The 15,416-nt window shown below is 69.9% G+C and carries 7 protein-coding genes; 3 read left to right on the top strand and 4 right to left on the bottom strand.

The window, feature by feature from the left end:
- The coding region (locus tag Q664_RS26505; RefSeq protein ID WP_043401602.1) for an OmpA family protein at window positions 1–2,520 on the top strand (2,520 nt) is incomplete at its 5' end.
- A gap of 103 nt (window positions 2,521–2,623) precedes the next feature.
- A complete protein-coding gene (locus Q664_RS26500) occupies window positions 2,624–3,652 on the top strand; it encodes a metallophosphoesterase (RefSeq protein WP_235216883.1) in 1,029 nt (342 codons plus the stop codon).
- 78 nt (window positions 3,653–3,730) lie between these two features.
- Here the strand turns inward: Q664_RS26500 and hemW are convergent, their stop codons facing one another.
- On the bottom strand, window positions 3,731–4,954 hold the full coding sequence (gene hemW, locus Q664_RS26495) for a radical SAM family heme chaperone HemW (protein WP_043401599.1): 1,224 nt from the start codon (window positions 4,952–4,954) through the stop codon (window positions 3,731–3,733).
- 6 nt (window positions 4,955–4,960) lie between these two features.
- Window positions 4,961–6,727 (bottom strand): coiled-coil domain-containing protein, encoded by a 1,767-nt coding sequence (locus Q664_RS52680; RefSeq protein ID WP_052518698.1) that lies wholly within the window; start codon window positions 6,725–6,727, stop codon window positions 4,961–4,963.
- Window positions 6,728–6,919: 192 nt separating this feature from the next.
- On the opposite strand from Q664_RS52680, the gene Q664_RS26480 reads away from it, so the two are divergent.
- Window positions 6,920–9,523 (top strand): M16 family metallopeptidase, encoded by a 2,604-nt coding sequence (locus Q664_RS26480; RefSeq protein ID WP_043401596.1) that lies wholly within the window; start codon window positions 6,920–6,922, stop codon window positions 9,521–9,523.
- Between the two features lie 111 nt (window positions 9,524–9,634).
- Here the strand turns inward: Q664_RS26480 and Q664_RS26475 are convergent, their stop codons facing one another.
- A complete protein-coding gene (locus Q664_RS26475) occupies window positions 9,635–14,890 on the bottom strand; it encodes a pilus assembly protein (RefSeq protein ID WP_043401594.1) in 5,256 nt (1,751 codons plus the stop codon).
- A 9-nt stretch (window positions 14,891–14,899) separates the two neighbouring features.
- The gene (locus tag Q664_RS26470; protein ID WP_043401591.1) at window positions 14,900–15,412 is read right to left on the bottom strand and encodes a hypothetical protein; all 513 of its coding nucleotides are present in this window, start codon (window positions 15,410–15,412) and stop codon (window positions 14,900–14,902) included.
- Window positions 15,413–15,416: the final 4 nt, after the last annotated feature.

Here is a 15,416-nt window from a genome sequence, read left to right as displayed (position 1 = left end):
ACCGACTCGGACAACGACGGCCTGCCGGATGGCATCGAGGACAAGAACCACAACGGCGTCGTGGACCCGGGTGAGACCGACCCGCGGAATCCCGACACCGATGGCGGCGGCGTGCCCGATGGTGTCGAGGACAAGAACCACAACGGCGTCGTGGACCCGGGCGAGACCAATCCGCTCGACCCCGCGGACGATCTGCCCGACACCGACGGCGACGGCATCCCCGACGTCCGCGAGGTGGAGCTGGGCCTCGACCCGAACGACAACGACACCGACAACGACGGCGTGCCCGATGGCCAGGACGGCATCACCGACACGGATGGTGACGGCCTCATCGACGCGCTCGATCCGGACAGCGACAACGACGGCATCAAGGACGGCACCGAGCTCGGAGTGACGCGGGCCAACGCTCCCGCGGGCACCAACCTCGACTCGCCCGACTTCGTGCCGGACGAGGACCCGAGCACCACCACCGACCCGAAGAAGGCCGACTCCGATGGCGACGGTCTGAATGACGGCGCCGAGGACAAGAACGCCAATGGCCGCATGGACTCGGGCGAGACCAATCCGAGCGACACGGACACCGACGACGGTGGCCTGTCCGACGGCGACGAGGTGAAGTTCAACACCAACCCGCTGGACGACACGGACGACTTCATCATCGCCGGCCGTGGCTGCAGCACCTCGGGCAGCGGCTCTCCGCTGGTGTGGCTGGCGGCGCTGGTGCTGCTCGCCATGCCCGCTCTGCGGCGCACCTCGCGCCGTGGCACGGCGCTGGCTGGTGGACTGCTGGGCCTCGTGGGCGTGCTGGCCGCTCCGGCGGCGGACGCCCAGGGTCCCACGCCGTCCCCGCTGTCCCAGTCCATCGACGTGCAGCGCTACAAGCCCGGCCCGGGCGCCACCGACATCCTCGGCGTCCACGGCGCCAGGGTGGACGGCCACCTGGGCTGGCACCTGGCGGCCTCGGTCAACTACGCGAGCAACCCGCTGGGCTTCCTGGATCCGCGTCAGGACGACTTCATCTACTCCATCGTCGCCAACCAGGTGACGGCGGACCTGATGGGCTCCATCTCGCTGTGGGACCGGTTCGAGCTGGGCGTGGCCCTGCCCATCACGTACCAGTCCTCGGAGAGCGGCGCCTCCGTCACGCCGGCCTTCCAGAACGGCGTGAGCGGCGCGGGCCTGGGTGACCTGCGGCTGGTGCCCAAGGCCCACCTGCTCAACGCCGGTGGGTTCGACCTGGGCGTGGTGGTGCCCGTCCTGCTGCCCAGCGCGGGCGGCAATGGCTTCCGCGGCGGCGCGGGTGTGAGCGCGCGTCCGCAGCTGGTGGGCGAGTGGGGCAACGGCGAGGGCTTGCGACTGGTGGCCAACCTCGGCGCCAACCTCCAGCCCGAGCAGCAGGTGCGCAACCTGCGCACGGGCACCGAGCTGATGTTCGCGGTGGGTGCCCAGGTGCCCCTGACGGAGAAGCTCGCGGTGCGCGCCAACCTGGCGGGGGCCTTCGGGTTGAACGACCAGGACATGGAGGGGCGTCCGCTGGAGCTCCTCGCGGCGGTGCAGTACCGCTTCAGCCCCGGGCTGGCGGCCCACGTGGGCGGTGGCCCGGGCCTCACCCGTGGCTACGGCACCCCCGGCTTCCGCCTCTTCGCCGGGTTGGATTGGACGCAGCCCGGTGAGCGCGCTCCGGCCCCGCCGCCCGCTCCGCCCGCCCCCGTCGACACGGACGCGGATGGCGTCACGGACGACAAGGATCAGTGCGCCCAGGGCCCCGAGGACATGGACGGCTTCCAGGACGACGATGGCTGCGCGGACCCGGACAACGACGGGGACGGCATCCCGGACACGAACGACAAGTGCCCCAACGAGCCCGAGACCATGAACGGCTTCCAGGACGAGGACGGCTGCCCGGACAAGGAGCCGGTGGACTCGGACAAGGACGGGCTGATGGACGACCAGGACAAGTGCCCGACCCAGCCCGAGGACAAGGACGGCTTCCAGGACGAGGACGGCTGCCCGGATCCGGACAACGACAAGGACGGCGTGCCGGACTGGGAGGACCAGTGCCCCATGCAGCCCGAGGTCATCAACGGGGTGAAGGACGAGGATGGCTGCCCCGACGAGGGCAAGTCCAAGGTGCGCCTGGAGGCCAAGCGCATCGTCATCCTGGACAAGGTGTACTTCGCCACCAACAAGGACGTCATCCTGCCCAAGTCGTTCGACCTGCTGAATCAGGTGGCGGCCATCCTGCGCGCCAACCCGCAGATCGAGCTGCTGCGCGTGGAGGGTCACACGGACAACCAGGGCAAGCCGGCCAAGAACCAGAACCTGTCGGAGCGCCGCGCGGCCAACGTGCGTGCCTTCCTCATCAAGGAGGGTGTGGCGGCGGAGCGCCTCGAGTCGGTGGGCTACGGCCAGACGAAGCCGGTGGACACGAACAAGACGGCGGCGGGCCGTGAGAACAACCGCCGCGTCGAGTTCAACATCCTGAAGGTCGCTGGCGAGGAAGCCGAGCAGCCGAAGTAACGGAGCACCCGGCCCCGGCCGGACACACGCGGCGCGAGCAGGCGAACGCCCTGCTCGCGCCGTTTCCGTTTCGAGTCCCCTCTCCCTCTGGGAGAGGGTTAGGGTGAGGGTCTTCACGAGGGTCTTCCCCGAGGAGCGCACCGTGCCCCCCACCCTTCGCCCGCTCGTCCTGCCCCTGCTCGTCCCCCTGTTGCTGGCGGCGGCGCCCCCCGCGGCCGCACCGGCCCCGCCCCGCCTGGAGGATGCCGTGCCCGATACCTTCACCGGCGTGGAGCGAGTGGTGGCGGTGGGGGACGTGCACGGGGACGTGGAGGCCCTGAAGGAAGTGCTGCGGCTGGCGAAGCTCATCGACAAGAAGGGCCGGTGGAGCGGCGGCAAGGCCCACCTGGTGCAGACGGGGGACATCCCCGACCGCGGCGAGCACACGCGGGAAGCCTTCGAGCTGCTGATGCGGCTGGAGGGCGAGGCGCGCGCGGCGGGAGGCCGGGTGCACGCGCTGCTGGGCAACCACGAGACGATGAACATGCTCGGGGATCTGCGCTACGTGGCCCCGGGCGAGATGGCGTCATTCGCGGACCAGAGCCCCGAACCGGATGCCTCCGGCTCGCCGCGAGGGCTCAACGGGCACCGCGCGGCGTACGGGCCGCAGGGGCGCTATGGCCGGTGGCTGCGCACGCATCCCGCGGTGGTGCGCATCAATGACACGCTCTTCGTGCATGGCGGAGTGGCCCCGGAGGTACCGGCGAAGACGCTGCCCGAGCTCAACCGTTGGGTACGGCAGGACCTGTTCCCAGGCAACCCTCCGGGAGGAGCCAGGGACCCGCAGGGGCCGTTGTGGTTCCGCGGCTACGCACTGGGGCAAGAGGAAGAAGCGGCTCCCGCGCTCGAGGCGGTGCTGCAACGCTTTGGCGCGAAGCGGATGGTGATGGGGCACACCACGGACCGCGATGGGAAGATCCGGACGCGGCTCGACGGGAAGGCGGTGTTCATCGACACCGGACTGAGCACCGGCTACGGCCGCCACCTCTCGGCGCTGGAGCTTCGAGGCGGCAAGGTGACCGCCCTCTATGCCGACGGCCGCGTGGAGCTGGTGGCGCCCGAGGCGGTCAAGGCGGGCAAGGTCAGCCCCTGACGCCTCGCAGGTCGCCGTGCACCGCGAGCCAGATGCAGGGCGGCTCGCGAGAGGTCCACTCCACGCTCGGGAGGCACCCTACAGAAGCCGCGCACTGATGGCGCTGTGCACGTCCGCGCCCGCCTCGGTGAGCACGAGCCTCGGGCCGTCGAGCCTCGCCAGGCCATGCTGCACCAGCCGGGCGATCTCCTTGCGGCGCGGCTCTGGATCCTGCCCGTAGCGCGTGCACACCGCCGCCCAGTCCACTCCGGAGCGCAGCCGCAGCCCCATGGCCAGTCGCTCCTCGAAGAGCTCCAGGGGGCTCAGCTCCTCGCGGCTGGACTCCGGAAGCGTCCCCTCCTCCGCGGCCCGCATGTACGCGTCCGAGCCGCGCAGGTTCACGTAGCGGTAGCCCGAGGGCCGCTCGCCGGGTGCGGACGTGAGCAGCATGCCCGTGGCGCCCACGCCCAGCGCGAGGTACTCGCCCCCCGTCCAGTAGAGCGCGTTGTGCCGCGAGCCGTACCCGGGCCGGGCGTGGTTGGAGATTTCATACCGCAGCAACCCGTGCTCGCCGTAGGCGTCGCGGATGGCCTTCGTCATCTCCACCACCTCCTCGTCCGGAGGCAGCACCACCTCGCCCTTGTCGAGTTGCCGGGACAGCGGCGTGGCCACCGCCAGCGACTCGCGGTCCACCGTCAGCGCGTAGGTGGACAGGTGCTCGGGCCCGAGCGCCGCCGCCCGGCGCGCATCCGACTCCGCCTGCGCCCGCGTCTGCCCGTGCACCCCATAGATGAAGTCCATGGACACCACGTCGAAGCCCGCGCGCCGTGCCATCTCGTACGCCGCCACCGCCTCCGGACCGGTGTGCTCGCGCCCCAGCGCCTTCAGCAGCGAATCCTCGAAGGACTGCACGCCCAGCGAGACGCGGTTGACGCCCGCCGCCCGGTAGCCCGCGAAGCGCTCGGCGTCCGCGACACTCGGGTTGGCCTCCAGGGAGATCTCCGCCCCCGGGGCCACCTTCAGCCGCGCCGCCACGCCCTCCAGCACGAGCGCTACCCAACGCGGGTGCCAGAGGGACGGCGTGCCGCCACCGAGGAAGATGGACTCCAGCGAGCGCTCGCGCAGCGAGGGCTCCGCCGCCAGCCGTGTGTCCAGTTCCGCCAGCACCGCGCGCGCATAGCGCTCCTCGGGCACCTGGCGCACCACGGCCACGGCGAAGTCGCAGTAGGGGCACTTGGAGAGACAGTACGGGAAGTGCACGTACAGCCCGAATCGCGCCGCTGCCGTCCCCGTGAGGGGGTCGATGGGGCCCGCGAAGTCCATTCCGCGCTACTTCGCCCCCCGGAGTTGCGCGAGCTGCGCCTCCAGCTTCGCCACCTTCATCTTGTAGCTGGCCGCCGACTCCAGCGCCGTCTCCGCCGCCATCAGCTTGCGCTTCATCGCCGCCACGTCTTCCTTGAGCTGGTCGCGCTCGGAGATCACCTCGTCCGCGGCCGGGCCTCCCTGGGCACGCGAGGACTCCAGCGCCCCCTCCAGCATCCGCACCCGCTGCCGCAGCCGCTCCGCCTGCTCCTCGGCCTCGCGGGCCTGGCTCTCGGCGTCCAGCTCCTCCACCTCGAGCTCCGCCTCCGCCGCGCGCACGTCCTGCTGCTCCTCCACCTGCATCCGCACCCGCTCCAACTCCGACTCCGACTCCACGTCCGCCAACGCGCGTGCCATGTCCTGGCGGTCCGCCTCCAGCGCCTTCAGCTCGCCCTCCAGCTCCGCGTTCCGCGCATCGGCCGCCGCCGCGCGCTCGGAGTCCTGTTGGGCCCGCGCCTGGACGCGTCCCAGCTCCGCCTCCACGTCGGCGAGCGCGCGCGCCATGTCCTTGCGGTCCTCCTCCACCGTCCCCAGCTCGGCCCGCAGCGCCGCCACCTGTGTCTCGGCCTGCTCCGCCGCCTCCGTCAGCGCCGCCGCGTCCGCCTCCATCCGGTCGCGCAGCTGCACCGCCTCCGTCTCGCTCAGCGCCAGCGACTCGCGCAGCGCCGTCAGCTCCGCCTCCGCCACCTCCAACCGGGGCGACAGCTCCGCCAGCTCCGTCCGCGCCGCGTCACGCTCGGACTCCAGCTCGCGGGTGCGCGCCTGCACCTCCTCCAGTGAGCTGTTCGACCACTCGGACTCCGAGAGCGCCGCCTCCAACTGCGCCACCCGCGCCTTCAGCCCCACCTTCTCCGCGACGACGAGCTCCTGCTCCCGCAGGACCGCCTGCAACTGCTCGTGGGTGTTCTCCAGCTCGACCAGGTTGGCCTGGTACTGCTCGCGCACCGCCTCCAGCGCCCCCTGCATCTCGGCGCGCTCCGCCGCCAGCTCCCCTACCCGGTCCTGCGCCAGCGACAGGGCTTCCTTCGCGCCGACGAGCTCCTCGGCCAGCGCCGCCCGCGAGTCCCGCTCGTGCTTCAGCTCCCCGGTGAGGCGCGACAACTCCGCCTCCACCTCGGCCAGCGCCCGGGAGAGGTCCCTGCGCTCCTCCTCCACCGTCTGCAGCTCGCCCTCCAGCTGCGCCACCCGCGCCTCGGCCACCGCCGTGCGCGCCGCCTCGCGCGACACCGCCGCGGAGGCCTGCTCCAGCTTCGCGGGCGCGTCCTTCAGCGCGGCGAGCTGCTCACGTGCCTCCTCTACCTGCGACCGCAGCGAGGCCTCGGACACCCGCAGCGTCTGCAGCTCCGACTCGCGCTCGGCGAACAACGTCCGCGCACGGGCCAGCGTCTCCGTCTTCTGCTTCAGCACCGAGCGGAAGTGCTCGACCTTCTCCTCCGGGGAGCCCCCGAGGGCAAGGCGCGGCTCGGGGGGCTCGGCGAAGGGGTCCGCCGCTCCCACCGGACGGGGGGGAATGGGCGGAGGCTCCGAGGGCCGGGCCGAGGACTGCACCGAGGGCAGCGACATGGCGGGCCGGAAGGCGGCCGGCGCCGCGGGCCCTCCCTTCCGGGGAGGCAACGGCGGCGGGGCCGCGGGACGCACGGATACCGACGACGCCGGCGCCACGGACGCCGCTTCCTCTCCCAGGCTCTCCCGCAGATCCGCGAGCGGATCCAGCTCCTCTGACGACGACCCCATGCGTGCCGAGGTTAACCCTCGGACCTCCTCTTCTCCACAGCACTCCACACGCCTCGTGCAACACGCCCTCCCGTCTGGTCTCCAGGCTCACAACAGGGTCGCGGCCCACCTGTCCAGGCGTTAGGGACTGGTCGGAAGGGTCTCCGGCTTGCCTTGCCTCCCCACACTGCCGGTGTCAGGTTCGAACGTTCCATGGCTCAGCGCTACACACTTTCCAACGGACTCACCGTCGTCTTCGAGGAGCAGCACGCCGCCCGGGTGGCCGCCTTCCAGGTGTGGGTGAAGGCCGGCAGCGCCGACGAGCGCCCCGACCAGGCCGGCCTGGCGCACCTGCACGAGCACATGCTCTTCAAGGGCACGGCCCGCCGCGGCCCCGGAGAGGTCGCCCGCGACGTGGAGGCCCATGGCGGGGAGATCAACGCCTGGACGTCCTTCGACCAGACGGTCTACCACATCGTCATCGCCAGCCAGTTCGCCCGCATGGGCCTGGACATCCTCGGTGACGCCATCCGCTCCTCCGCCTTCGACACGGACGAGCTGGCCCGGGAAATCGAGGTGGTGTGCGAGGAGATCAAACGCAGCCAGGACACCCCGGCCCGGCGCGCCTCGAGGGATCTCTTCTCCACCGCCTACCAGGAGCACCCCTACCGCTTCCCCGTCATCGGCACGGCGGAGAGCGTGCGCGGCTTCTCCCGGGACAAGGTGCTCGAGTTCTACCGGCGGCACTACACGCCGAAGAACCTGGTGCTGTCGGCCGCGGGGGACTTCACCGAGGCGGAGCTGCGCCAGTGGGTGGAGGAGCTCTTCGGCGGTGACTGGGGGCGGCCCTACGAGGGAGGCGTGGCCCGCGCACGCGAGCCCGAGGTGGCCCGCCGCCGCGTGCTGCTGCGGCCGGACGAGGTGAAGGAGGTCTACTTCAACCTCGCCTTCCCCATCCCCCAGGCGGACCACCCGGACGTGCCCGCGCTGGATGCGCTGGCGATGATCGCCGGCCAGGGCGAGGCCTCGCGGCTGGTGCTGGAGGTCAAGCGCAAGCGCAGCCTCGTCAACGACATCCACGCGTATGCCTACACCCCGAGAGACCCGGGCCTCTTCTCCGCCAGCTTCACGCTGCCGCCGGCGAAGCTGCCGCAGGCGCTCGAGGAGACGGTGCGGGTGCTGAGCGCGCTGCGCACGGGCCTGGTGCCCGCGGACGAGCTGGCCACGGTGAAGGCCCTCATCGAGGCCGAGGCCGTCTACCAGCGCGAGACGGTGCAGGGACTGGCGCGCAAGATGGGCCACTACCAGTCCTCCATGGGGGACCTGGGGGCGGAGGCGCGCTACTACGAGGCCATCGCGAAGCTCACCCCCGAGCACATCCGCGAGGTGGCCGAGCGCTACCTGCGCTTCGACCGGGCCGTCATCACCGGGCTGCTGCCCCCGGGCACGCCCTTCGGGGCGGAGCAGGCCGAGGAGATTCTCGACCGGGTGTCTCGCGAGACGCCCGCCGCACCGGCCGAGCGCCGCGCCCCCAAGGCCGCACCCGGAGGGCCCGCGCTGCAGGTGGGCCGCACCGCGCCCGCCTCGCCCGGAAGGATAGTGGAGGAGCGGCTGCCGTCCGGGGCGCGCGTCCTCGTGCGCGAGGAGCGGGCCGTGCCCCTCTTCGCCATGCGCGCCGCCTTCCCCGGCGGCCTGCGTTACGAGACGCAGGAGAACAACGGCCTCACCACGCTGCTGGGCCGCAGCCTCACCCGGGGCACGCCCTCGCACGACGCGGAGGAGATCTCCCACCTCATCGACAGCTTCGCCGGCTCGCTCTCGGGCCAGGGCGGGCGCAACTCGGTGGGCCTGCGCGGCGAGTTCCTCTCGCGCCACTTCCAGGCCGCCTTCCGGCTCTTCGCCGACTGCCTCCTGAACCCCAGCTTCCCCGAGGCCGAGGTGGCCCGCGAGCGCGCCCTGCTGTTGCAGGACATCCTCACGCGCGAGGACAAGCCCAGTGGCGTGGCGTTCGATCTCTTCAGCCGCACCCTCTTCCACACGCACCCGTACCGGCTGTCCTCGCTGGGCGAGCAGTCCTCGGTGGAGAAGCTGGGTCCGGACGCGCTGCGCGCCTACCACGCGGCGTACATGGATCCGTCGCAGCTCACCCTGACGGTGGTGGGTGACGTGAGGACGGACGAGGTGCTCGCCCTGGCGCACGAGGCCTTCGGTGCCTCCCGAGGCCGCGCCGCGCCTCCGCCCGAGGTGAAGCCCGAGCCGCCGCCCGAGTCCCCGCGCTCGGCCAAGAAGCAGCTGGCGCGCGCGCAGTCCCACCTGGTGCTGGGCTTCCAGGGGGTGCGGGTGAACGACCCGCGGCGGCACGCGCTGGAGGTGCTCTCCACACTGCTCAGTGGCCAGGGCGGGCGCCTCTTCGTGGAGCTGCGCGACAAGCGCTCCATGGCCTACAGCGTGAGCAGCTTCTCCATCGAGGGCGTGGATCCGGGCTACTTCGCCGTCTACATGGGCACCAGCCCCGAGAAGGTGGAGGCCGCGCTCGCCGGCATCCGCGAGGAGCTGGCCCGCGTGCGCGACGAGCCCATCCCCGAGGCCGAGCTCGCCCGCGCGAAGCAGCACCTCATCGGCACCCATGAGATTGGCCTGCAGCGCAACGGCGCACGCGCCGCGCTGCTCGCGCTGGATGCCTGCTACGGCCTGGGCCAGGAGAACTTCCTGCACTACGCCGAGCGCGTGGCGGCGGTGACGGCCGAGGACGTGCGCGCGGTGGCCCGCCAGCTCATCGACTTCGAGCGCGGCGTGCTGACCCACGTCGGCCCCTGAGCCGGGCCCCGCTTCCCCGCAAAACAAAATCCCCTCCCCCCGCGTACTGGGGAGAGGGGATGAAGTCACCGGAAGTCACCGGGCCCTCGAGGGGGCCCGGCCCACCGGAGGCTACGGCTGGGCGCAGGCCTCGGCGTTCTCGTGGCGGCACGCGTGCAGGTTGCGCGGCACCTCCATCCAGTAGATGTCCGGGGTGACGTTGGCCTTGTCGCGCAGCTTCTCCGTCTTGGGGGCGTCACCCGGGCTCGTCACCGCCACTTCGAAGCGGATGCCGCCCGTCTTCGACAGCGAGACGATGGGCACGCCCTCGCTCGGAGGAGCGGTCGTCGGGCGGCCCTTGCTGTCGATGAAGCCCAGGCCCGTGCGGAAGCCCTCGGCCATGTCCGGCAGACCGGTGATGGCATCCGCCTGCCACGAGTAGGACATGTCACCCGCTCCGGACAGCGAGCAGGCCGAGCCACTCTTGCCCGCGGCCGGAGAGAACGAGGGCCAGAAGACGACGCCCGCGAGCACCGTCGAGCCCGCCGCCGTGCGCTCCAGCATCGAGTTGTTGTAGCGCATGAACCAACCCGCATCCTCCGAGGTGGCGCGCTTGAGGCCCAACATCCTGGCCGTCGGGACGTAGCGCTGCCTGAAGCCCGAGTCGTCCGGCGCCATGTACTCGTAGGCGGAGTCCGGAATGGTCACGTCCACCAGCGAGCACTTGACGCCCGTGGGGCAGGTGTAGCCGCTGGTCCTGTCCGACACACGCATCGTGTCGAACGTGACCGCCCCGGCCTCGTCGGTGAACTTGCGCTTCCAGCCACCGTACGCGTGGAAGCCGAAGAAGCGGTTGTTGCCCACGGCCACCTTCTCCGCGTCGCTCAGCTTCAGGTCCGGGTGCTCGCTCGTGTTGAGGTTGAGGTGATCTCCCGTCCACTTCGTGCCAGACGACTTGGCGAACGACTCCGTCTTGAACGTCTTCTCGGCGCCCGTCCAGGGCGTCGGGTACGTGGTGGCGCCGAGCGCCGCGGCGGGGCAGCTGATGGAGAGATCCGTCAGCTCCATGCGCGAGTTGGAGCACGCGTCACCCAGGCCGCCGACCCAGGCCTCCTTGTTCTCCGTGAGCACACCCAGCTCGTACTTGAGCGTGCTGGTGCGCTTCTGGCCGTTGACCTCGGAGATCAGCGTGGCCGACACGTTGCACTTGAGCCGGATGCACGCCAGCAGATCGTCCGGACCGCAGTCCGAGCCCGCCGTGGTGCGCATGTGCTGCCGGTCACCGGTGCCCATGAAGCTGCGCAGCCAGCCCGTCTCCGGCTGCAGGACGTTGGAGGCCACGTTGAAGAAGGGCGCCTTCTCATGGGCGTTCCGCGGCCCGAAGGTAGACCCGTCCTCACGCTGCATTTCCAGCGAGCGCGCGCCGAACCAGTTGGTCACCACGCCCGTGCCGTCCACCGTGCCCGGGTTCTTGAAGCGGAACGTCCACACCTGGCCGCCCATGTCGCCAATGACCATGGTGTCGAAGAAACCGTCCAGGTCCCGCTCCACCGTCTCCGCCTTGCCGATGTCCACCAGCGCCGCGGAGGCCGCCATGGGCATCATCTGGTTGAGCACGTCGTTGTAGGGAGTGGACGCCTTGGTGCCCGGCTGGGCCTCCGCGGACCACAGCATCTTGCCCGTCCACGCGTCCACCATGTAGACGCCGCGGCCGCGCGACAGGTCCGAGCTGTAGCCGCCGTTGAGCACGGCCACCCAGCGCTCCTCCCACCCACGCTTGCCATCCTCGCCAGCGGTGGCCGCGAGGCGCACCGGTCCGATGGGAGGCGGCTTGGGAGCGAAGTTGGACCAGGACTGGCCCATGCTGGCCGACTGCGGCTCACACGCGTTGGGGAACATCCAGCGGAACGGCTTGTTGGCCACCGGATCCTCCAGGCTCTTGAGCATCTGGTACGGGTCCGTCATGTCCAGCGCCACGTAGCGCTGGCCACCGCCACGCTCGGTGATGATGGCGATGCTGCGGAACTCGCTGGCCTGCTTGATGCCGTCCTTGGCGGACGCATCCTCCGCGGTCGTATTGAGTCCGCCGTCCGCCCAGATGTCACGCACCATGGGCGTGCCATCCACGTAGTACTCGTGCTTGGCGCCCACCATCAGGCTCAGCTTGGGCAGCAGATCCGGCGGGATGAAGGCCCAGAGCTCCTCGCCCGTGCCCACGGTGTACGTGGTGCCGAAGCTCTTCTTGCCCGAGGCCACGTCGCTCTCGGTCGCCACGGAGTCACCCACGTGGATGGCGTGGAGCATGCCGCCGTTGGAGCCCACCAGCGCCACGCGGGCACGGTTGTACATGCTCTTCTGGTAGTCGCCGTAGGCCGCGTTGCGCGCGCCCTTGGTGCTCGCCGCCAGGGGAGTGGGCTGGTAGCAGGGCTTGGCGCCGCCACTCACCGCGCACCGCGGCTCGGAGGACACCGAGGCGGAGAAGTCCTCGTAGAGCGTGGACACGCACTGGCCATTGAGGCCCAGCGAGCAGAGGAACGGCTCACCCGGCGCCTCCACCGTCACCGGCGTGGAGTGGAAGATGTCCGCGAGCTTGCAGGACGTCTTGTCGCCCGGCTTGTTGTCCGCGCACGGCCGCTCCTCGTTCTTGTTGGAGTCACCGTCGTAGTCGAACACGTCCACGCCGCGCACGAAGCGGATGAGCGTCTCGGCACACGTCTTCTGCTGCGCGGAAGTACCATCCCACGGCCCCAGGCCCGCCTTGGCGTAGAGCGTGCTGCAGAAGGTGTCACCGCCCGCCATCACGTACTTCTGCAGCTCGGTGATGTTGTCCGGGTGGAACTCGATGGGCGGGTTGTCCGCCACGTCGAACTTCCCGTTGTTGTCCCGGTCGATCATCGTGAAGATGCAGCGGCCCACCGTGTGATCCGGCTTCGGCGTTCCGCCGGGCCGCCAGGTGGGATCGCACTTCTCGACGGCCGAGCGCTTGCCGATCGTCTCACCCAGGTTCCAGAAGGGCTTGGCCTTCACGCCGCCCTCGATCTTGCCATCGCCCACGGGGGTGGCCGTGGACAGCTTCACCCACTCGCCCTCGGTGTTCTCCTGGACGATGTTGGTGACGTTGAAGCTCTTCGGATCCGGCACACCGGGCGACAGGTAGGCGATGCCCTCGCTGTCCACGAAGAAGGTGTCGTCGCAGTCCTTGTCCTTGTTCAGGTCGTAGTCGTCCCCGGTCGTGGTCTTGGCGCGGGCGGCGTCGCAACCCTGGGCGAACTCGCTGAAGTAGAAGAAGCGGTAGAGGTGACCCTCGTACGGCCGGTTGCGGCGCGGGATGAAGCGCGGCACGAACACGGAGGACTGCGCACCGGAGGCCTGCACGCCGGAGATGTTGGCGGCGGCGAACGAGGTGGACAGCTGACGGATGTCGCCGAGGGCGTCCAGGATGGCGGTGCGCAGCTGCACGGCATCGTTGGCCTGGTAGAAGTTGCCCTTGCCGGCCCGCGCGATGCTCTGGAGCATGGCGCTGTTGTCGCCGTAACCGATGGTGTACGTGCGCACCGACTGCACGCCGGCCATGTCATCGCGCAGGTCCATGTTGGCCAGGAAGAACGACACGTCATCCATGAAGTTCTTGTTGCCCACTCCGTGGCCCACCGGCCAGTTGTAGTCGGTGTAGTCGCAGTCCGCCTTGGTGAAGTACACGTCCGGGGTGGGATCCGTGTTGTCCACCTTCACGAACTGGTCGCAGTAGTTGATGCCACCCACGTCCGGGTTGAGCTCGGGGTCCATCGGCTCGAACTTCACCGGCGTGCCCTCCAGCAGGCCCGTACGGGCGCCGTGCTTGACGCCCTTCTCGACGAGCAGCTGCATCATCTTCGTGATGGGCACCGAGTTGTCGTACTTGGGCGCGCCGTCCGTCAGCACGATGACGGAGCTGACCTGGCAGCCGAAGCACACGGAGCGGCGGCCACTGAGCTGATCCTCCCAGGGCTGGCCCGGCAGGTACTTGCCCGTGACGGGATCCGTATAGGGCGGCTTGACCCACTCCTTGGCATCCACGCCCCAGAAGGCGCCCGGCTTGCCGGTGTACGGGTCATCGGTGGTGCCGCCGTTGCAGCAGCCCGGCCAGCCGAAGTCGCCGGGGTTGAGGGGCTGCTTGAACCAGCTCTCCCACTTGTTGTCCGACTTCTGCGAGGAGAAGTAGCCACCGAGCGCGAACAGCGCCTCGCCGATGGAGCGCTCGTTGTTGCGGAAGACCACCTTGTTCACGGCATTGGTCAGCAGGGGCCGGTTGAGGCCCGTCGACGAGACCGAGTCCTTGATCTCCGGGAAGGAATCGTCGCAGCTCGGACGCAGCGGCTCGATGATGTTCGCGGGGTCGAACCAGCCGTGGTCATCGCCGAAGGTGGCCACGCCCATGCGCACGTTGGGGGCGATGCGGATGACGTCCTTGAGCACCTTGCGCGCCACCACGAACTTGGGCGGACGCACGTTGAGCACGCGGCCGCTGAGGATCCACTTGCGGAACGCCTCGGGACGCAGCGGCGGCTCGTCCAGCTCCTTGACGGGGCCGGCCTGGCCCGGATTCGTCGCCTGGGTCTTGGGGGTCACGATCGGACCACGCCACCAGCCCTTTTCCGTCAGACACTTCCGGCACTCCGTCATGAGGGGCGAGTCGACGGAGCCATAGGGGTAGTCCGTCAGATCCCAACCCACGCCGCCGTAGCAGACCGACAGGGCGTCCGCGGTGCTGTTCACGGGGCCATTGAAGTCATTGCCGTTGATGGTCCACGGGCCTTCCTTCACGTTCCAGGACAGGCGCCGACCACGCGAGTAGTAGAAGCGGTTCGGGTCGAAGAACGGCGACGGCATGGCGCCGTCGGAGTCGTAGACGATGGAGCCGTTCTTCTCCGGCTCGGGGCTGTTCTTGTCGAACCAGCTCATCGCGGCGACGAGCGCCGGATCCTCGCAGCCCGTGTCCATGGCGAGACCGGCCGAGCCCTCGCTGCCTTGGTCTCCCTTGGGGGTGATGGGAACCGGGGGTATCTTGTTCGCCGCGTACCAGCCCGGCGTGAAGGCCTCGGGCAGGTCCTGGGGGTAGTCCTGCATGGACTCGTTGTTCCCCAGCAGGAACATGGCGCTCGGAGGGCTGGAAGGCACCTCGAAGAAGTCCTTGTCGCCTCCCTGCGAGGGGTTGATCATCGCGTCACCGATGGCCAGCGCGCTCGTGCAGCACGCGGCCTTCGGAGGCACGTCCACCTCTCCGGAACGGCTCTCCCGGGCCAACAGTCCCACGGCCCCCGCAACCACCACGCCCGCGGCCATGCCTACCCCGCGGACCGATGGCTTCCGCAGGGCTCGTCGCATGGTGTCGAAGTCGATGCGCATCATGAAAGGCTCCTAGAGACCGAACCGCACAACGAATTCCACTTCGGTCCCACGACCGTTTTCGTCCACACAGTGGACCGTAATCTTATGCGGAACGCCACCCAAGGTGGTTTTTCCGACAGTATTGGACAGATCTCTCACCGACTTCCGGTCACCACCCGCCCTTCCCTCGACGGCCGTGATGCCCGCCACTGACACCGTCTGGCCGATGTGGCCGCTACGCGCACATCGGGAGTCCTCGGGGACGGCGCCGGGGGGGCAGTCGGTGGCACCCGCCGCGTTGAGGTCCACGTTGACGGGGGAGAGCTCCACGGGCGCGCCATCCAGGAGGCTGAAGCGCGAGAGCATGTACTGACGGCCCGCGTCGGCGCACGCGAGCAGCTCATCGCCGGAGCGCTCGTTGCGGGCCGCGCCCAGCTCACTGTGAGAGAAGGAAACGGCGGCCGCGGCCAGCAGGCTGATGACCGCCAGCAACACCACCACGAGCAACAACACGGAACCGCGTCTGCCGAGGCGTTTCTTCATGGCA

Origin of the sequence: Archangium violaceum Cb vi76 (assembly GCF_000733295.1) — a bacterium.
Classification (GTDB): domain Bacteria; phylum Myxococcota; class Myxococcia; order Myxococcales; family Myxococcaceae; genus Archangium; species Archangium violaceum.
Note: the sequence above shows the minus strand (reverse complement) of the source record. Positions and strands in the feature narration are given on the sequence as shown.

Excerpts from the sequence above, each read along its gene's own strand:
- Q664_RS52680 (WP_052518698.1), bottom strand. The coding sequence starts at position 6,727 with ATGGGGTCGTCGTCAGAGGAGCTGGATCCGCTCGCGGATCTGCGGGAG.
- Q664_RS26470 (WP_043401591.1), bottom strand. The coding sequence starts at position 15,412 with ATGAAGAAACGCCTCGGCAGACGCGGTTCCGTGTTGTTGCTCGTGGTG.
- hemW (WP_043401599.1), bottom strand. The coding sequence starts at position 4,954 with ATGGACTTCGCGGGCCCCATCGACCCCCTCACGGGGACGGCAGCGGCG.
- Q664_RS26475 (WP_043401594.1), bottom strand. The coding sequence starts at position 14,890 with ATGATGCGCATCGACTTCGACACCATGCGACGAGCCCTGCGGAAGCCA.
- Q664_RS26480 (WP_043401596.1), top strand. The coding sequence starts at position 6,920 with ATGGCTCAGCGCTACACACTTTCCAACGGACTCACCGTCGTCTTCGAG.